Genomic DNA, 20392 nt, shown 5'->3' with positions numbered 1-20392 from the left:
CCCGCCACCGCCCAGAACTACACCCTCCATACCGAGGTCAAGATCATGGAAGACGGGCTTGCAACTCGCCCACGACGCTAAACGCAGCGGCGTTGCCGATTTTAACGGATCGTTGATCACTTCAGAACGGAACCGACCGGGTGACGGACGGGCGGCCGGGATGCGGCCAGAACGAACGAGGCCCCCGACGTGATGAGAATCCGCGATCTTTCCCGCCCCTGCTCTCGGCTCCCCGGACCGTTCCCCGTTGAAGTGGGTGGGGACGTTAGCCAACCGCCGCCATCGACCGAAGCGGAGACGGTAGAGCTGGGGAGTGAGCAGGGAGTGGATCTTGAATCAGCAGCCCCGCTCAACCGCGTGGGGCCAACGCCGACCAACGCCCTCACGTGGATGCTTCGGGGCTTCCTCCTGAGTGCGGCCACACAGTGACCTCATTCGGGACGAAGTGGCTGTGGGGTCAAGTCCTGCCCGCTGAGACCCGACGGGTGCCGCAGCGGGCAGGGTCAACGGCTGCAGGTAGGTCTAGGCGCCCTGCTGACGGCAGATCCTGACGGCAACACCGACGGGCATGAGACGGCAAGGGAGGCTGCCAGCGAGTGGCTGCCGGGAGGCGCGTGCGGCTTCGCTGAGCCTGTCCGAGAGGTCGAACGAGCTTACAAAGCAGATGTCGGCGGTTCGAAACCGTCCGCGCCCACCCAAATCAGACATATTTTCAGGACGAAAAGGGCAACCGGGGCGTCTGTTGTTAGCCCCCGCGCCGGCGGGCTTTCCGCGTCCTGTCCTGTATCGCCGCAGGTCACAGCAGGTTTGTCGCTCTTGAAGCCAGCTGTTTCGAGAAAGCGGCACTCGGGCCTCTCTTGGGGCTTCTCTCTGGGAAATGGCAGGCCAGGGCGGTTTTTCGGACCAGCGGACCACTCCGGGTGACCACTGCTCCCGCTGAGCAGGTGTCACCCGGACGGCCTCATGCAAAGTCGCAGATCCGAGCGGGACGGCAGGGGATGCGAGGGCTTCCAGCACGCATTCAGCGCACACTGCAAACGATCACGGCGACTTCGTCAGGTGCCGGGTGGTCCGGATGCGGCTGCTGGAACTCGGCTTTGCCGTGTGATGCAAGACCGGTTGTTTGGCTCTTCGGGGCTGATAAGAGGTCCGCCGGCCAGGGCCGCCGCTCCGCGGCACAGGGGGCCGAGTCCGACTGAGTGGGCTGCGACCGCCAGGGGAACGCCCGCCAGGGGCTGAAGAGCGGCACAAGGCCGGTGGGCCCCACCGAGTGGTGGGGCCCACCGGCCCTTTGGAGTGGGTCGTGTCTACGAGCTGGTCATCTGCGCTGTGTAGATCCAGCGCTGGTTGGTTCCGCCCTGGCAGTCCGAGATGTCGAGCTGGGTGCCGTTGTTCGTGGCTCCGCTGGGGAGTTCGAGGCATCGACCGGACTGCGGGTTGTAGAGGGTGTCGTCGTAGCGGCGCAGCCATTGCTGGCCGCCTTCGGTGGGGTTGCAGTCGCGCAGGACGATCTTGGTTCCGTTGCCGGTGGCGTTGTCCTGGGTACCGACGCACTTGCCGTCGACGGTCATGGTGTTGTCGGGGGTGAAGGTGAAGTGCTGGTTGTTGCCGTTCCAGCAGTCGTAGATGGCGATCATCGCGCCGGTTGAGCCGCCGCCCCAGTCGTCGACGCACTTGCCGGAGGCGAAGGCGTTCTGGACGTGGACACTGGCGTTGGCGGTGGCGAGGTTGTTGGCCTGCTGGTCGGTGAGGGCGTACGGGTAGAGGCGGACGTCGCTGACCGCGCCGTCGAGTCCGGCGACGTCGGGAAGCTGGAACGTGGTTTCGGCGCCGATGGTGAGCGGCCCGTTGGTCGTCCAGCCGTGCCAGTCGGGGTCGACCTTGGTGGTGCCGGCGGCCTGGCCGTTGACGTAGAGGGTGATGGCCTGGGTGTCGGCGTTGTAGGTGCCGACCAGGTGGGTCCAGGCGCCGACCTGAGGCGGTGCGTAGTCGTTCACCGTGTAGTACTTGGCCGGTGGGTAGTGGTCCTCGCCGGCGAGGGTGAACGACCACCGGCCGTAGGAGGCGGAGTACTGGAGGTAGAACGGGCTCCGCTGGTTGCCGGTCTGGGAGACGATGGTGCGGAAGCCGTTGGTGTTGTTGATCTTGGCCCAGGCGGAGACGCTGTAGCTGTGCGTGGTGTCGATGCCGGGGCTCTGCTGGGACTTGAAGTAGCTGCTGCCGTTGAGGGCGGTGGCCGCGCCGGCCACGCCGTTGTGGTCGGCGGTGCGGGTGGGGCTGCCGCTGGGGGTCAGCGGGTTGGTGGTGCTGCTGTCGACGATCTTGTCGGTCCTGCCGTCCAGCGCCCACCAGCTCGGGGTGACGGCGGAGCTGGCGGCGTTCTGGGGGCCGGCGTCCCAGGTGAAGGTGGGGTTGGCGGTGTCGCCGCCGCGGTGGCCCCACCAGATCTGGATCTGGCCGTCAGGAGTGCGGCCCCACAGGGCGGGCGCGCCGTTTCCGGTCAGGTCACCGTCGGAGCCGAGCACCGGCCAGCCCGCGACGGGGACGTTGCCGAGCGGGATGGCGGCGGAGATCGTGGTCACCGTCGGGACGCTGATCGGGTTGCCGGACTCGTCCCGGACGGGCTCGCCGTCGTGGGTCGGGGCGTAGGTGCCGGTGGTGAGGGTGTAGGCGCGCAGGTCGCCGGTAAGGCGGTTGCGGGTCCACAGGCCCGGGTGGCCCTGGCCGGCCCAGTCACCGGGGGTGATCAGTTCGAGGTCCTTCCAGCCGGAGGCCGCCAGCTGCACCGGGGCGCCGAGGGTCTGTGCGCCGGTGGCCGGGTAGAACCACAGGGCGGCGTCGGAGCCGTTGCCGGTGCTCTCGGTGGTGAGCAGGCCGGTCTGGTTCTTGAACTGGAGCTTGGTGTCGAGGTCGCTGTGTGCGGGGTCGCCGAGCGAGGCGACCTGGAGGGTAGTGGACCAGTCGGCGGCGTATGCGCCGGGCGCGCACTGCGGCGGGGGGTTGGCGGCGTCGCTGCAGGCGGGCTTGGCGAGCGTCGCCTTGCTGTCGAAGCGGCCGGCGTAGCCGGTGTTGCCGGGGTTGCCGTAGAGGTAGATGTCCTTGTTGCCCGCCGGGTGGACGATGAGGTCGTCGACGTTCTTCCCGCCGGTCAGGGTGCCGCGGTGGGTGAACTGGACGCCCTTGGCCCAGCTGCCGGTCGGGGAGTCGGCCGGCAGTGCCGCCAGGGCCGCGGTGGGGCTCTTGGCGAGGGAGTTGCCGGGCACGTTGTAGGCGCGGAGGTTGCCGCCCTGGTCGTACGTGACGATGTCGGGAGCGCCGTCACCGGTGATGTCGCCGAAGACCGGCGGCGGACCGTCGGGGTTCCAGGGCACGTAGAAGGCGTACTGGGTGATCGGGGAGACGTTTCCGGCGTCGTCCTCGGCCTGGATGTAGTAGATGTTGGTGCCCCATCGGCCGGCCGTGACCGGAATGCCGCCGGTGGGCATGGCGGAGCCGCACTGCCAGTTGGAGCCGGCGAGCTGCGGGTCCCAGCCCGAGCGAAGGCACTTCACCCCGGAGGCGACGCCGCCGTTGGGGGCGGGGTCGGTGACGGTGACGGGGATGTATCCGGTCTGCCACGTGCGGACCTTGGTGGTCTGCCCGTTGCCGGACGGCGGGAACTGGGTGGCGAGCGCGTTGTCGGAGAGCTTGTCGTAGACGCCGGGAACGGAGACCTGCGGCGGGGTCAGGTCGACACCGAAGCGGCAGGTGGGGGTGGAGGCGGAGAGGCCGACCAGCTGGTCGCTGGCCATGATGCTGTAGCCGTAGAGGTGGCCGTCCTTGATGACGTCCGCCTTGACGGTGAAGGGGGCGTTGCTGCCGTTGTTGACGAGTGGCGAGTAGCCGCTGTCGACGTCGGGTACGCCGGAGACGGTGTAGTCCCAGATGTGGGACCAGGAGTAGAGCTGGCCCTGGACGGGGCTGCTGACGGTGGCGTTGAGGGTGACGGCGCCGTTGAGGTCCGAACCGGCACCGAGCCAGCCCCAGTCGGCGCCGTTGCAGCCCTGCGTCTGGCGGGCGGGGTCGGCGGTGTGGGGGACCGGGTAGGTGTAGGGGTTGCTGGGAGTGTTGGGGGTGCGGTCGTAGGTGACGGTGAGCGTGGCCCCGTAGTCGAAACGCTTGAACGCGTAGGCGTTGTTCTCGTCGGATGCCTGGAGACCGAAGGTGAGCCAGGGCTCGTTCACCCACTTGGCCACGGTCGGCCCGACGTTCCAGAACGTCACTGGGACGTTGTCGTGACAGCCGCTTCGGCCGGAGCCGGAGACCTGGGCGGTCTCGATCGGACCGCCGACGGGCTGGGGCCGGTTGTCCCAGTTGGTGCCGGTGCCGATGGGGCGGTCGACCAGGTACAGGTCGACGCCGTAGGTCTTGTTGCAGTCCCAGTCGGCGGAGATGTACTCGGCGAAGTCCAGACGCGCGGAGTTGATGGCCGCACCGTTCAGACCGCGGGTGTCGATCTGGAAGTAGGCCCGCTCGATGTCGGCCGGGTTGCAGCTCGGTGCGCTGGGGTAGCTGCCGCACTTGCCGACGCCCAGGTGGTCGCTGTCCGCCGGCCCGTTGACGTTGTAGTGCGTCGCGCCGGTGTGTGCGGACTGGACGAAGGTGGAGCCGTAACTGCCGTTGGTCCAGGGGATCCAGGCGGGGTCGATGAAGTACGGGGCGGTGCCCGTGGCGAGGATGTCCTTGTCCGGGGTGAGGTCGATGCCCGAGGACGTGGCCGTCACCGGCATGGTCGCGACCTTCGCGCCGGCGCCCGGTGCCGCCGCGGTGCTCACCGGGGGAACCACTTCCCGTCCGCCCGAGCCGGAGGAGGCGCCGGGGGCCGGTGACGGTGAGGTCGTCGCGTCGGTCGCGGGTGCGGCCACGGCCCGGAAACTGGCGGCCTTGACGCCCGAAGTGCTGCCCGGGGCAGAGGCGGCAGGGGTCTGTGGCGTGCCGGTCGTCGGGGTGCTGTCCCACATGCGGGGTGCGGGGGCGTGCCAGCGGGGACCGTCGGGGGCGGAGGCGGTCAGGTCGTGGTTCGCGTCGGACGTGATCGTGACCCCGTCCGTGACGGTGCCGAAGTGAAGGTTCTTCAGAGCCGGGTTCGCGGCTGCGGCAGCCGTCTTGACGATCAGTACGGTGCTGACGCTGCCGTTCTTGCCGACGGTGACCTTCAGGTCGGTGTCGGCTCCGAGGACCGCCGGGTAGAGCAGGCTGTCGCCCTGGATCTGTGGTGCGGACAGCGGGAACGGCGCGGTCAGCGCCAGCTTCTTTCCGTCCGTGCTGGTCATGGTGGCCAGCGGTCCGTCTCCACCGCCCGACAGGACCACGCCGGACGGGGTGGCCTTGGGAGCGAAGCCGCCGCCCGGTCGCGCGGCCAGCGTGGCGTCCAGCGGGTGCCACTGGCCGTCGCCGGTCTTCAACCGCTGCTGCTGCGGGTGGCGCGACTGCTGCAGCTTGCCGTCCGGGGTGGCGTAGGTCTCGGTGAACTCCGTGGTCAGACGGTCGATCAGGACGTTCTTGCCGCTCGACTTGGCCTGGGCGAAGACGGGGTCGTCGGCCGTCCGCTCCGTCGGACGCTCCTTGGCGTGCGCGGCATCCGCCGCCGCCATGAGTTCGGCCAGGCTCTTGGCGTCGGTGCCGCTCGGGGCGGTGTTGGCGAAGGCCGCGGGTATCGCGGAGGACAGCGCCAGGACGAATCCGGTCGTGACGGCGGCGAGACGCAGCCGTGAACCGCCCCGTCCCCGTGTTCTCGTGCGTGCTCTCGGCGGGCTTTCGGGCATGACGGGGCCTCCCCCGGAAGTGATGGTTGGTGCGGACACAGCCGGGTTCGGACAATGCGCACAGGACAGGCACAATTTCGGCCATGTGGTGAAGGTTGGTCAAATCGTTACCTGACGTTATGTCCGACTTGGCATGCCGAACTGACGGTTTGTCAGCCATCGTGATCTTCGCCACTAATGGAATCTTCATCTTCGGCTCGACGGTGATGTCGACAAGTTCGTAAAGTCACCGAGGTTTATTGCCCGTTCCGTGCCTGGGGGCATGGTCATTCCTCCGGGGGTATTAGTGGCGTTCATCCGTCGTACTCGCTCGACCAGGGAAGGGGCCGCCCAACAAGCGAGACATCCCCGAACAGCCCTGGTCAGCACACTGGCCCTGGTGGCCGGACTTCTCCTGCCGGCCGCGGGCGCGCCGGCATTCGCCGTTGGTACGGACGAGAACAAGATCTGGTCGCCGCAGAGCACGCCGCTGCCATCGACCCCGTCTGTCAGCGGCAAGAACGCCACGCCAGCGGGCTCTTCTCCGAATCGAGTGGCGACACCTGACTGGGCGCCGCCGAAATCTCCTGTGGCCGCTCCTCATGGTTCGTCCACCGTCCAACTGACGACCGAACCGCCGGCGGGCAGCAAGGCGGCCAGGCTCGACGAGAGCGGGAAGCCGCTGGTCGAACCGTCCGCCGGAATCGCCACCAAGGCGGGCACCCTCCCGGTGTGGCTGGCACCCGTGGCTGCCGCCGAGAGCCAGGGGTCCGCGAAGGACAGCACGTCCGTCGTGCCAGGCACCAAACCCTCGGTGCACGTCGAGGTCACCGACGCGAACACCGCCGCGTCCGCGGGATCCCGTACCAACCTGGTGGCGCTCACCCCGACCGACCCGTCGAACGCGACCAAGCTCAGGGTCAGCCTTGACGCCTCCGCCTTCGGGGCAGGGCTCGGTGGCGACTGGTCCCAGCGCGCCCGCCTGTACACCCTGCCCGGCTGCTCGCTGACCACGCCGCAGGTCAAGGGATGCCTGGAGCGCAAGCCCGTCGAGTCGCACTACGACGCCCAGTCCATGAAGCTGGTCGCCGACGTCGACCTGGCGGCCGCCGCGACCACCCCGGCCGCCGCGACCACCCCGGCCGCCCCGCGGACCGGGGTGACCCAGGCCGCGTTCCGCACCGGAGTCACCGCCGCCGCCGACACCGCGGCCGCGCCGACGGTGCTTGCCGCCGACGCCCCGGCCACCGGCGGCGCCGGCACCTACAGCGCCACCAGCCTCTCGCCGAGCCAGTCCTGGACGGCCGGCGACGCTTCGGGTGCCTTCAACTACAGCTACCCCGTGCAATCGCCCCCGAGCATCGGAGGCGCCGCGCCGAAGATCGCACTGGGGTACAGCTCGGCCGCGGTCGACGGCAAGACCTCATCGACGAACTCCCAGGCCTCCTGGATCGGCGACGGCTGGGACTACAGCCCGGGCTTCGTCGAACGCTCCTTCCGCCCCTGTTCCAAGGACGGCATCACCGGCTCCGGCGACCAGTGCTGGGGCGAAGCCAACCTCACCATCTCGCTCGCCGGCCACTCCGGTGAGCTGGTGCCCGACGACGCCTCATGCGTGAACGCCGCAGGCACGGACGAGCAGTCCAAGTGCACCTGGCGGCTCAAGACCGACGACGGCAGCAAGATCGAGTTCCTGACGGGAGCCACCAACGGGACCTGGAACGGCTCCTACATCAAGCTGACCGATGCCGCCGGTGTCGCCTACTACTTCGGCCTGAACCACCTGCCCTCCGCGAGCGGCGCCCCCACCACGATCGGCCCGGACGCCAACTCCGCCTGGACCGTACCGGTCTACTCGCCCAACAACGGCGACCCCTGCTACGACGCGGGCAAGGGCAAGGACTCGTGGTGCCAGACGGCGTGGCGCTGGAACCTCGACCACGTCGTCGATGCCAACGGCAACCTCACCACCTACGGCTACACGCCCGAGACCAACTCCTACGCGCGCGGCGGCGGCCAGAACAAGGGCAGCGGCACCAACACCGCCTACACCCGCGGCGGCGTCGTGGCCTCGATCGGCTACGGGCAGCTGCTGTCCGACCAGCTGAACGCCAACGGCGGCTACCAGCCCGCCTCCCGGATCCTCTTCGACTCCGGCGAGCGCTGCGTCACCGGCGCCTCCGCCTGCGACCCGGCCCAGCGCACGGCCGCCAACGCCGTGAACTGGCCCGACGTCCCCATGGACAAGCAGTGCGCGCAGTCCGACGTCTGCGCCAACTACGGGCCCAGCTACTTCACCACGAAGTGGCTGAACACCATCACCACCCAGATCCGTTCCGGCAACGGCTACCGCGACGTCGACTCCTACGCGCTCAGCCACGCCTTCAAGCTGGTCCAGAACACCACCGAGAACACCGCGGTCCCGTGGCTGGCCTCCGTCCAGCGCACCGCCAAGGACAACTTCAACGGCCAGGCGCCGGTCGTCCTTCCGGCCGTCACCTTCACCGACATCCTGCTGCCCAACCGCGTGGACGGCGCAGGTCCTTCCCGCCCCGACTACAACCGGCCGCGCATCGCCTCGGTGACCACGGAGACCGGCGGCGCGATCAACGTCGACTACTACCAGGCGTCCTGCTCCCGCAAGGACGGGGTGATGCCGACGTCGGCGGACGACAACAAGCGTGCCTGCTTCAACGTCAAGTGGTACGGACCCAACTCGACACCCGACACCGACCCGGTCGACGACTGGTTCCTGCGCTACCCGGTCAAGACGATCACCGTCGACCCGCGCTCCGACCTCGTCAAGGGCGCGCTCCCGCAGACCACCACCTACACCTACGGCGACGCCGCCTGGCACCGCAACGACGGCCGGTTCGTCGACGCGAAGGACCGTACCTGGGACGACTTCCGGGGTTTCGCCACGGTGACCACCGTGACCGGCACCGGAAAGGACGGCGTCCAGGGTCAGAAGTCGACCACCTACTACCAGGGCATGGACGGTGACATCACCGCTTCCGGCGCCGTGCGCTCCCCCCGCAAGATCGCCGGCCCCATGAGCGGCCCGGTCACCGACAGCGACTGGCTCTCCGGCCAGGTGCTGGAATCGGACACCTACGCCCAGGCCGGAGCGAGTGACCCGGTCGCATTCAGTGTCAGCACCAGCTCGGGCCCGGCCCCCACAGCGACCCACGCGCGTGGCGCAGGCCTGCCCGACCTCGTCGCGCGCTACACCTCGACCACGAACGTCGTCACGGCCAAGGCCCTCAAGGCCGACGGTACTTGGCGCACCACCACCGACACCACCACCACCGACCCCGCGCACGCCAACCGGCCCGTCACCGTGCTCAACCAGGCCGACGGCACTGCGGACGTCTGCGCCCGCACCGACTACGCCACGGGTACCAATCCGGTGATGACCGGGCTGGTCTCCCAGGCCCTCACGGTCTCCGGCCCCGACGCCTGCACCGCTACCGCCACGGCCGCCAACACCGTCACCGGCACGCGCACCATTTTCGACGGCGCGAACTTCGGCAGCGCCGGCGACAAGGGCGAGGCGAGCAGCATCCAGGTCCTGGAGAAGTACGACGGCTCCGGCAACGCCCAGTGGACCACCACCGGTGCCAGCACCTACGACGTCTACGGGCGCGCCGTCACCGTCACCGACCCCACCACCACCGACTCCGCCCACCCCAACGGCGCGGCCACCACCACGGTCTACGGCTCCGCCAACCCCGGCGAGTTGCCCAACGCGACGACGATCACCTCGCCGGCACCCGCCGGCGCCCCCGACGCCGCCACCGGCCGAGTCTCCACCGCGACCCTCAACCCCGCCCGAGCCCTGCCGGTCACCGGCACCGACGCCAACGGGCGCACCGTCACCCAGGCCTACGACGCCCTGGGCCGGCTCACCGCCGTCTGGCTCGCCGGGCGCACGACCGGCGACAAGCCGAACCACACCTTCAACTACGCGATCGACAACGGCGCTCCCAGCACTGTCACCTCCGGCACTCTGCGTGCCGACAGCAGCTACCAGCAGTCCATCCAGATCATGGACGGGTTGGCCCGCGTCGTGCAGACCCAGGCCGACCCGGCGATCTCCGCCTACCACGGCCGGATGATCACCGACACCTACTACGACTCCCAGGGCCGCGCCAACCGCGTCAACAACACCTACTACAACGACCAGGCCGGTCCCACGGCCACGCGGTTCGAACCGGACGACGCCAAGGTCCCCAACCAGACCTACACCGTCTTCGACGGTAAGGGGCGCCCCACCAGCGTCCAGTTCCGCGCCTACGGCGTGGCGCAGAGCACCACCACCACGTCCTACCCGGGCGCGGACCGCACCGACGTCACCCCGCCCGCGGGCGCGACGCCGACCACCGCCGTCACCGACGCCCGCGGCCGCACGACCCAGCTGTGGCAGTACAGGACGCCCGTCGCCACCGGCAACACCGCTGACGCGGACGTCACCGCCTACGCCCTCAACCCGGCCGGCCAGGAAACCTCCCGCACCGATGCCGCGGGCAACACCTGGTCCTACACCTACGACCAACGTGGACGGCCGACCGGGACCAGCGACCCGGACGCCGGCAACAGCTCCACCGCGTACGACACCGCGGGGCGCGTCGCCTCCACGACGAACGCCAGCGGCCAGACCATCGCCAGCACCTACGACCTGCTCGGTCGCAAGACCGGCACCTTCAACAGCACGGTCAGCCCGGCGAACCAGCTGACGGGCTACACCTACGACACCGTCGCCAAGGGCCAGCCGGCCAGCTCCACCCGCTACGTCGGCGGGGCCAACGGCGCCGCCTACACCAGCGCGGTGGTCTCGCTGGACACTGATTACCGGCCGACCAGGACCACCCTGACGATCCCCGGCAGCGAGATCGGCCAGACCGGCCCCGTCACCTACACCACCAGCGCCAAGTACGACCCGATCACCGGGGCGAAGACCGAGGAGACCCGCCCGACCGTCGGCGACGTCTACTCCGAGACCCTCGTCTACACCTACGAGGTCTACGGACTGCTCTCCAAGGTCGGCGCGCTCGGCGGCAAGACGTACGACCTCCAGTCGGACTACGACGCCTACGGCCGCAACATCCGCACCACGATGAACCCGTGGGGCACCCAGGTCGTCACCACCAACACCTACGACGAGCCGACCGGCCGCATCCTCAACCAGTACGTCGACAAGCAGACCTCGACCACCGGAACCGTCCAGAACACCACCTACGCCTACAACCAGGCCGGCCGTGTCACGGCGATCCGCACCACCCCTGACAACACCCCGAACGCCACCGACCTGCAGTGCTTCAACTACGACTACCTCGGTCGGCTGACCACCGCGTGGACCGACACCGGACGCCTTGACCAGGCACCCAACCCGGCCGTCGGAGGCCAGGGAGCCTGCGTCAACTCCACGCCCACCAGCGGCGCCCAGGTACCCACCCGGACCACTGTCGGCGGCTATGCGCCCTACTGGCAGACCTACCAGTACGACCTGACGGGCAACCGCACCCAGCTCGTCGCCCACGACCCCGCCGGCGACACCGCCAAGGACACCACGGTCACCCAGACCTTCCCGTCCGCCGGCACCCGCAACGCCCCGACCGGCGCGCCCAACAGCGGTGGCGGCACCGGTGGGCCGCACGCCCTTCTGAGCTCCACCAGCACAACGGGCGGCAGCACGCCGACCGTCAGCACCACCCAGTACGACGCGTCCGGCCGCACCACCGCCATCACCGACACCAACGGCACCGCCACCCTCACCTGGAACGGAGAGGACCGGCTCGACGCGCTCGCCAAGACCGGCGCCGGCACCACCACCTATCTGTACGACGCCGGCGGCAACCAGCTCCTGCGCCGCAACCCCGGCAAGACCACCATCAGCATCGGGGGCGACGAGCTCAGCTTCGACACCAACACCAAGCAGCTCACCGGCGCCCGCTACTACGACCTTCCCGGTGGCACCACCCTGGTCCGCCAGGGCGGCGGCAAGCTCATGTACCAGATCGCCGACCACCACGGCACCGGTGTTCTGGGCATCGACTCCGCAACCCTGACCGAATACCGCCGACCCAGCGACCCGTTCGGCAACCCGCGCGGCACCCAGCCCAGCTCCTGGGCCGGGGACAAGGGCTTCGTCGGTGGAACCAAGGACGACGTCACCGGGCTCACCAACCTCGGTGCCCGGCAGTACCAACCCACCACCGGACGGTTCCTCAGCCTCGACCCCGTCCTCGACCGGTCCGACCCCCAGCAGTGGAACGGCTACTCCTACAGCAACAACGACCCCGTCAACCGCTCTGACCCCAGTGGCCTGTGGTCCGTCTCCAACCTCTTCCAGCCGGCCGTCACCGCAGTTGTCGCGGCGGTGACCTGGGTCGCCGACCACGTCGATCAGATCGCCGCGATCGAGCAGGCCGAGGAGAGCGCGCGCAGGGCCGAAGCCGCGAAGCAGCGGGTCGAAGCTGCCCACCAGAAGGAGGGCCAGGCCAAGGACAAGGTGCTGGGCGTCGGCAAGCAGCTGGCCAAGATCGCCGCTGACGAGCTCGGCATCACCGACGCTTTCGACTGCGTCACCAAGGGCGACCTCGGAGCCTGCGGGGAAACCGTCCTCAACGTCGCCACCAGCCTCATCGGCGGCGGCCCGCTCGCCAAGATCGCCAAGAAGTACGCGCTTCACTGGGGCAAGGCCTTGGAACTTGCCAAGACCATCAAGCGCCTCGCCAGCGAGCTCTACGACGGTTTCAAGGCCTGGCGTGCCGAGTCCAAGGCAGCCCGCGAAGCCGAGCAGATCGCCGGCAGCTGCCTGATCGGCGGGAAGAACAGCTTCAAACCCGACACACCCGTCCTACTCGCCGACGGCAGCACCAAACCCATCAAGGACGTCAAACAGGGCGACAACGTCCTGTCCACCGATCCCCAAACCGACACCACCAGCGCCGAACCCGTCACCGCCACCATCGTCACCCCCGACGACCGGCAGTTCACGGACCTGACTCTCGCCGCCGAGGCGAAGTCGCCCGCCACCATCACCTCGACCCAGCACCACCCCTTCTGGGACGAGACCACCCAGCGCTGGACCAACGCCGCCGACGTCCGAATCGGCGACCAACTCCGCGCAGCCGACGGCACCCTCCTCACCGTCCAGGCCACCCGCAACTACGAAACCCAGCCGCAGGAAGCCCGCAACCTCAGCGTTGCGGACCTCCACACGTACTATGTGCTGGCAGGTGCCACGCCAGTCCTGGTTCACAATTGCCCCGGCGGCACCACTGTCTACCGGGGAGTGTCGGAGATTAGCGGCGAGACCGGCGAGCTGAACCCTGCGTTCGATGACGCAGTCGAAGGGATTGCGCGACCGCGTGGTGGTAACTCCACTCCTGAGTTGCACCAGCATGGTTTCACGGATAGCGATTACACGAGTTGGACCACCTCGGAAGCGGCTGCCCATAGGGCGGCCACAATGAATGGCGGAAATGGTGTCATTCTCGAGGGTACAATTCCAGCTGGCCGATTCCACGTTCACCCAAACAATGAGCCTTGGGGTGAGCCAAGCCTCAGGGGTGAGCACGAGGTGATTATCCAAGGTGAGATGCGGGGAACTCCAAAAGCCGCGTGGCCCGGTTCTCTTAACGGATAGGCAGGATAATCTAGATGATGCTCGAAGTTGCGAAAGAGAGAATTGAAGAGGCCGTTCGCACGTCTAGCTGCGAGGCGGTGAAGATGGTCCCTTGCGAGGCTCTTGACGTGATGCTCGACAGTCTTGAGCAGACTGTTTCTATCGGGATCGGGCCGGCTGCCAAGCTGACGTCCACCTATCGTCATCGATATGAGTCGATCAAAGAATTTCGTGAGGAGAGCTTTGGCTGGCGCGGGTTCTTTAATGTGCTAAGTGAGAGCGAAGAGTCGGTTGGACTGCTTGCCGTGCGGGGTGGCGGATGGCGGATGATCCTTCTCCTGAACGAATCTTCTGCTTCTGTGGTTGCCTCTCTAGTTAGGCCGCCGAGTCGTGCAGACTGGCCGGAAGGGGCCAGCGCGATATAGTCGGAGAAATGGGCATTATGGAGGTCTCGCTGACCGTGAGGCCTCCATAACGCCTCCACGATCAGGCGTTACAAGCTTGGAGGCAGCGTCATCCCCTGGGGTGGGGAGGTCATTAATGGAAACCATCGAATAGCCGAGGCTATGCGGCGAATGGAAATCTCAGGGCGCGATTCGTTCCACCCCGGTAGAGAGGTCCTGGTCGTCCCGTAGGGATTCTGAACGGCCGCCCAGCCCTAGGCTGGGCGGCTTTTTTATCGTTGGTCGAGGTATTTGCAGTGAGAATGTCGCCGTGGAATCGGGTGGGTCGCTTGAGGCGCGTACAGTCCTGGTTCGGTTGGCCGGTTCCCGCGCCCGTCCGACTCGCGACCCGGGAGCGGGTCGCCGAGTTGGTGGCAGTGGCAACGGCGCGGGGGTTCAGCAGGAAGGGGGATGGCTTGGATCTGGAGGAAGGGCAGACGTTCGTTGTCATCCCCTACCTGCCGGAGTCGTCTCCTGAGTCCAGTTCGATGTGCCTCATTGTCGAATTTCCGCACCCCATTGATCTGGAAAATGGAAGCAGGCCGCGATGCAGCTTCTCCAGGCTTGACGTGTCGGATGCAGATCTGAAATCACTGCCGGCCGCCAAAGCCAGGGTGCGGGATCAGTTGTTGCACTGGATGGCCTGGGAGGCGTACAGGGGGAGATCGTAGCTTTTGGCCAGGAGCCCACCGGATATTCCGGTGGGCTCCTGGGACGTGGGGCGACACCGCGACCTGGCGATGGGCCCCGACGCGGCGCCGCCCCGCCCGGCGAGCGGGCGGGGCGGATGCGGTCAGCAGGCCGTCAGCACGCCCGCAGGCCGTTGTGGAAGTACCAGTTGCCATCGGCGTACGCGCCGTAGACGTAGGCCGTTCCGAAGAAGTTGCCGTTCGTTCCGCCTATCTGGTACCAGACGTTGCCCTGGCTGTTGATGTCCTCGCCCCTGGTCCAGCACTCGATGTAGATCTCATCCGACGACCACGAGTACGAGTACACGTCGCCGGCGACCTTGGCCGTCCAGGAGTACGGCTGCGAGTAGACGCCCACGCCGTGACCGCTCGCGTGGTAGCGGAGTGCGTACCAGCCATCGGCGGACGCGCTGCCCGCCGAGACGCCCACCGCACCGGCCGCCACCGCCACGACGGCCGCCGCGGTCGCGCCGCGGCGGCCGATCTTCTTGAGAATGCCCTTGACCATGTCGACTCCCGTAATCGGTCGAGGTGTTGAGGTGCCGTCCGATCTCGACGGCGGGACACAGCTGACCCGACCACCCGGGATGTTCGGTACCGTCTGACGGAAACTGACAACACCTGACATCGCCCGACCAGGCGGTCTGAACGCGCCTTGCTCCCACCGGATTCGACGGATCGCTGGTCACCGCCGTCACTCGTCACCGCGTTCCGTGTACGCGTGAAGCGTGCAACGGCGTCGAGGGATCTGACATCTGACAACGGGGAGGCCGCGATGGCCGCCCGCGACCATGTCGAGGTGCCCGATGGCGCCGGCCTGAGCGACGGTCTCGCAACAGCGGGCTGGTCGAGCAGTCCGTGGACGTGGTGCTGGGCCGGGAGGCGCGGCTCGTCGACGGCCTGTCGCCGGCCGAGCGCGAGACCCTGGCCAGCCTGCTGGACAAGCTGCTGACCGACGTGCGATCGCGGGTGGCGGGGCCGGAGGGGCCGGGCGAGGATCGGGGGGACCGTACGGACCCCTGAGCGCGGTGGACGGACCCCTGGGAGCGGTGGGCGGATGGCGGAGCAGCTGGGGGAGAGCCGGGCGGAGCTGTCGGCGCGGCTGAACTGGCTACGGGCGGCCGTGCTGGGCGCCAACGACGGCGTGGTCTCCACGGCGGGCATCGTGACCGGGGTGGCGGGCGCGGCGGGCTCCCGTACCGCGCTGCTCGTGGCCGGGGTGGCCGGGCTGCTGGCGGGGGTGATGTCGATGGCGGTCGGCGAGTACGTGTCGGTCAGCACCCAACGGGACACCGAGCGGGCCGCGTTGGCCAAGGAGCAGCGCGAGCTGGCGGAGGATCCGGAGGGGGAGCTCGACGAGCTGACCGACTACTACCGGGACAGCGGGCTGACCGCCGGCCTGGCCCGGGAGGTGGCGGCGGCGCTGACCGAGCGGGACGCGCTGGCGGCCCACGCGCAGACCGAACTCGGCATCGACCCCGAGGCGTTGACCAACCCCTGGCAGGCGGCACTGGCCAGCGCGGCCGCTTTCACGATGGGCGCCCTGGTGCCGCTGCTGGCGGTGATGCTGCCGCCGGAGTCGTGGCGGCTGGGGGTGACGGCGGCGGCGGTGGTGGTCGCGTTGACCGCCTCGGGCTGGACGAGTGCCCGGCTGGGCGGGGCCGGGCCGGGGCGGGCGGTGGCGCGCAACGTCGCGGGCGGGTTGCTGGCGATGGCGGTGACGTACAGCGGGGGCGTGCTGCTGGACGGCATTACCGGCTGAGCCGCTCGGGTTCGTTCGGGCCGATTCGCTCGGGAGGCGGGCGGACGCGCCCTGTGTTTGTGTGGCTGCAAACCGCTTGGGAGAGGTCAACGACCCGGCCCTGATGGGCTGGGCTTGAGGTTAACCATGTGCCCGATGAGTCGCCCTACCGGTGGTCACCTCGTCTCAGCAGCGTTAGACGCTGCTGGGGCGGTTGACTGCGCCCCGCTGCCATGCATCAGCCGCACGGTGGCGGATGTTGCGGGAGCCGTTGATATCCGCGTGCATGGTGACGCCGCAGGCGCGGCACGCGAATGTGGCCTGGTTCACTCGGTTCTGTCTGTGGGTGTGCAAGCAGGTGGAGCACTGATGGGAGGTGTGGGCCGGGTTGACGTGCACGACGGGGACTCCGGCGCGCTGGGCCTTGTACTCCACGAAGGCTCCGAGCTGGGCGAATGCCCAGGAGTGGAGGCGGTACCGCTGGTCGTGCTTGGCCTTGACCCTCTCGCGGATGCCCGTGAGGTCTTCCAGGGCGATCCCGCGCGAGGTGCGTTCAGCGGTGGTGACGATGGTCTTGGAGATGCGATGGTTGGTGTCGGCGGCGAACCGGGCCTCACGGCGACGCAAGGCCTTCAACCGGCGTTTCGCGTTCTTGGTCTTCTTGGCCTGGAGCTTCGCGGTCACAGTGCGCATCCGCTTGCGGTAGCGCTCCAGACGGCGCCCGGACATGACCGTGCCGTCGGAGGTGGTGGCGATGTTGACGATCCCGAGGTCCACGCCGAGCCAGTCGGCCGGTTCGGAGACCGGAGGTTCGGGGATGTCGCAGGTCGCGAACAGGTACCAGGAGCCGTCACGAACCACCAGATCCGACTCGCCCCGCCGGTGGTCGGCAATCATCTTGAGCGCGTCCACAGAGCAGCGGAACCCGATGCCCTTCAACCGCCCGGCCGTTGTCCAGATGGACACGGTCCTCGTGTCGGTGTTCCACGTCAGCATCCGGTCATCGAACGGCTGCGCCGCATCCTCGCGGAAGCTGATCGGCTTGGACTCGGCCTTGTTCCGTCGCTTCGACCCTTTCGGGCCGAGATTCCCGGCCTTGAGGTTCGCCCGAAGCGTGGCGTAGGCGTCGCAGACCTTTTTCACCGACCTGACGGCGGCCTGCGCGCCGAGATCGTATTCGTCTTTGACGTGCCGGTACACCAGCGGCTGCAAGCCGTTGCGCCGGATCTCCTTCTTCTTGAAGGCGACGTGGGAGATGTGGTTCGCGGCCCGGTTGCACGCGCGCAGTGTCGCAGCGAGCGCGTCCGCCTGATACGGCGACGGCTCCAGCTTCACCCGGACAACGATCTTCACGCGAAAGAACGTAGTTCGCACAAAATCGAAAAATCAAACCGGGAGGTCAGAGCACATGGAAGAGAACTCCGCCGCTTCGCTGCTCCGATCCAAGGAGCCGATCCCTCCCGGGGCTGAAGCCCCGGGCTTCCTCGACAGAATCAGGTGAACCGCCGTGTCCATTCCCCCGTTCGGATCGAACGACCCGTTCTCCGACCTGCTCAGCCGGTTCTTCGGGATGAGCCCGCTGGCCTCCCCGCCCGCCGTGCAGAGGGTGCCGATCGGGCGGTTGCTCAGCGAGTCCTCGCAGGAGCTGCTGGCGTACGCCGCCCAGCGCGCGGCCGAGGACGGGAGCAGCGACCTGGACACCGCGCACCTGGCTTGGGCGGCCACCCGGGTGGAGCCCTCCCGGCGGATGCTGGAGCGCGCGGGCATCGACCCGGACGAGCTGTCCGCGGATCTGGAGCACGCGCTGCCGTCCGGGACCTCGGAGCCGCCGGCCGGGCAGCCCGCGCTCACCCCCTCGGCCAAGCGCGCGCTGCTGGCCGCGCACGCCCGTTCGCAGGCGGTCGGCGCCTCGTACATCGGCCCGGAGCACATCCTCGGCGCGCTGCTGGAGCAGGAGCGTTCGGGCGCGGGTACGGCGCTGCGCAACGCGGCGTCCTCGCAGGAGGCGCTGAAGTCGGTGCTGGAGGGGCGCGGCACCGGCGGCGAGCGCAGCAGCGCTGGCGCGCACCCGAGCGAGACGCCGACGCTGGACGAGTACGGGCAGGACCTCACCGAGGCCGCGCGCTCGGGCCGGCTGGACCCGGTGGTCGGGCGGGCCCAGGAGATCGAGCAGACCGTCGAGATCCTCTCCCGGCGGACCAAGAACAACCCGGTGCTGATCGGCGAGCCGGGCGTCGGCAAGACCGCGATCGTCGAGGGCCTGGCCCAGCGGATCGTCTCCGGGGACGTGCCGCAGAGCCTCAAGGACAAGCGGGTGGTCACCCTCGACCTGACCGCGCTGGTGGCCGGCTCCAAGTACCGGGGCGAGTTCGAGGAGCGGCTGAAGAAGGTGATCGACGAGGTCACGGCGGCCGGGAAGAGCGTGATCCTGTTCCTGGACGAGCTGCACACCGTGGTCGGCGCGGGCGGTGGCGGCGAGGGTTCGATGGACGCCGGCAACATCCTCAAACCGGCCCTGGCACGCGGCGAGTTGAGCGTGGTCGGGGCGACCACGCTGGACGAGTACCGCAAGCACGTGGAGAAGGACGCGGCGCTGGAGCGCCGCTTCCAGCCGGTGCTGGTGCCGGAGCCGAGCGTCGAGGAGACGATCGAGATCCTGCAGGGACTGCGCGACGCGTACGAGGCGCACCACCAGGTGCGGTTCGGCGACGAGGCGCTGGACGCGGCGGCGACGCTCTCCGACCGGTACGTCAGCGACCGCTTCCTGCCCGACAAGGCGATCGACCTGCTCGACCAGGCCGGCGCGCGGGTGCGGCTGCGCAGCCTCAGCGGCTCCACCGAGGCCACCTCGGTGCAGGACCGGATCACCAAGCTGAAGCGGGAGTTGGACGAGGCCGTCGCGGACGAGGAGTTCGTGCGGGCCGCCAACCTGAAGACCGAGCTGCGGCAGACCGAGGACGAGCTGGCGGCGATCGCCGAGTCCCGCGAGGAGGTCGTCGACGTGACGGCCGACGACATCGCCCAGGTGCTGTCCTCCCGGACCGGCATCCCGGTCGCCGAGCTGAACGAGACCGAGAGGGAGCGGCTGCTCAAGCTGGAGGAGCACCTGCACGAGAAGGTGATCGGCCAGGACGACGCGGTCACCGCCGTCGCCCAGGCGGTGCGCCGCGGCCGGGCCGGGATGGGCGATCCGGAGCGGCCGACCGGTTCCTTCCTGTTCCTCGGGCCGACCGGCGTCGGCAAGACCGAGCTGGCCAAGGCGCTGGCGGCGCTGCTGTTCGGCGACCCGGACCGGATGATCCGCTTCGACATGAGCGAGTTCCAGGAGAAGCACACCGTCTCCCGGCTGGTCGGCTCCCCGCCCGGGTACGTCGGCTACGAGGAGGCGGGGCAGCTGACCGAGGCGGTGCGCCGCAGGCCGTACAGCGTGCTGCTCTTCGACGAGGTGGAGAAGGCGCACCCGGACGTCTTCAACCTGCTGCTCCAGGTGTTGGACGACGGGCGGCTCACCGACTCCCAGGGGCGTACGGTCGACTTCCGCAACACCGTGGTGATCATGACCAGCAACATCGGTTCGCAGCGGATCCTGGACCGTGCGGGGAGCCTCGATGCCCGGAGCGGCGCTCCTGATCAGGCACTGAGGGACGACCTGATGCGGGACCTGCGCCAGCAGTTCCGGCCGGAGTTCCTGAACCGGATCGACGAGGTGATCGTCTTCCACGCGCTCACCCGGAAGGACCTGGTGTCCGTGGTCGATCTGCTGCTGGAGCGCACCCGGCGCCGGCTCCGGGCGCAGGACGTGCAGCTGGAGGTCACCGAGGCGGCGAAGGAGTTCCTGGTCAACCGGGGCTACCAACCGGAGTTCGGGGCGCGGCCGCTGCGCCGGACGATCCAGTCGGAGCTGGACAACCGGATCTCCAACCTGCTGCTGGACGGCACCGTGCGGGAGGGGGACACACTGATCGCGGACATGAGCGAAGGGGAGCTGACGGTGTCGCTGGCGCGGCCGGAGGCGTCGGCGACCTTCGAGGAGGCGGAGGCGAAGGCGCGGGCTGCCTCGGCGGAGTAGCGCACCGGCGCGCCGGGTTCGGGCGTACTCCAGCGGG

The 20392-nt window shown here is 68.7% G+C and carries 8 protein-coding genes; 5 read left to right on the top strand and 3 right to left on the bottom strand.

The window, feature by feature from the left end; genetic code table 11:
* Positions 1-1307: 1307 nt before the first annotated feature.
* Positions 1308-5804 (bottom strand): LamG-like jellyroll fold domain-containing protein, encoded by a 4497-nt coding sequence (locus ACGF12_RS22305; protein ID WP_393032676.1) that lies wholly within the window; start codon positions 5802-5804, stop codon positions 1308-1310.
* 568 nt (positions 5805-6372) lie between these two features.
* Between ACGF12_RS22305 and ACGF12_RS22300 the strand changes: the two genes are divergently transcribed.
* On the top strand, positions 6373-13434 hold the full coding sequence (locus tag ACGF12_RS22300) for a polymorphic toxin-type HINT domain-containing protein (protein ID WP_393032673.1): 7062 nt from the start codon (positions 6373-6375) through the stop codon (positions 13432-13434).
* A 14-nt stretch (positions 13435-13448) separates the two neighbouring features.
* The gene (locus ACGF12_RS22295; protein ID WP_393032670.1) at positions 13449-13838 is read left to right on the top strand and encodes a hypothetical protein; all 390 of its coding nucleotides are present in this window, start codon (positions 13449-13451) and stop codon (positions 13836-13838) included.
* Between the two features lie 822 nt (positions 13839-14660).
* Here ACGF12_RS22295 and ACGF12_RS22290 read toward each other — a convergent pair.
* Positions 14661-15053, bottom strand: coding sequence for a hypothetical protein (locus ACGF12_RS22290; protein WP_393032667.1), 393 nt, complete (start codon positions 15051-15053; stop codon positions 14661-14663).
* Positions 15054-15403: 350 nt separating this feature from the next.
* On the opposite strand from ACGF12_RS22290, the gene ACGF12_RS22285 reads away from it, so the two are divergent.
* On the top strand, positions 15404-15568 hold the full coding sequence (locus ACGF12_RS22285) for a hypothetical protein (RefSeq protein ID WP_393032664.1): 165 nt from the start codon (positions 15404-15406) through the stop codon (positions 15566-15568).
* 34 nt (positions 15569-15602) lie between these two features.
* Positions 15603-16307, top strand: coding sequence for a VIT family protein (locus ACGF12_RS22280; RefSeq protein ID WP_393032661.1), 705 nt, complete (start codon positions 15603-15605; stop codon positions 16305-16307).
* A 174-nt stretch (positions 16308-16481) separates the two neighbouring features.
* Here the strand turns inward: ACGF12_RS22280 and ACGF12_RS22275 are convergent, their stop codons facing one another.
* Positions 16482-17639: an RNA-guided endonuclease InsQ/TnpB family protein gene (locus tag ACGF12_RS22275; protein ID WP_393032657.1), complete on the bottom strand. Its 1158-nt coding sequence runs from the start codon at positions 17637-17639 to the stop codon at positions 16482-16484.
* A gap of 154 nt (positions 17640-17793) precedes the next feature.
* On the opposite strand from ACGF12_RS22275, the gene ACGF12_RS22270 reads away from it, so the two are divergent.
* Complete coding sequence (locus tag ACGF12_RS22270; protein WP_393032654.1) at positions 17794-20355, top strand: ATP-dependent Clp protease ATP-binding subunit; 2562 nt, start codon at positions 17794-17796, stop codon at positions 20353-20355.
* Positions 20356-20392 lie beyond the last annotated feature (37 nt).

Origin of the sequence: Kitasatospora sp. NPDC048296 (genome assembly GCF_043201815.1) — a bacterium.
GTDB lineage: Bacteria > Actinomycetota > Actinomycetes > Streptomycetales > Streptomycetaceae > Kitasatospora.
Note: the sequence above shows the minus strand (reverse complement) of the source record. Positions and strands in the feature narration are given on the sequence as shown.

Bases quoted from the DNA above. Each gene is read 5' to 3' on its own strand.
- ACGF12_RS22305 (WP_393032676.1), bottom strand. From the start codon at position 5,804: ATGCCCGAAAGCCCGCCGAGAGCACGCACGAGAACACGGGGACGGGGC.
- ACGF12_RS22295 (WP_393032670.1), top strand. From the start codon at position 13,449: ATGATGCTCGAAGTTGCGAAAGAGAGAATTGAAGAGGCCGTTCGCACG.
- ACGF12_RS22290 (WP_393032667.1), bottom strand. From the start codon at position 15,053: ATGGTCAAGGGCATTCTCAAGAAGATCGGCCGCCGCGGCGCGACCGCG.
- ACGF12_RS22280 (WP_393032661.1), top strand. From the start codon at position 15,603: ATGGCGGAGCAGCTGGGGGAGAGCCGGGCGGAGCTGTCGGCGCGGCTG.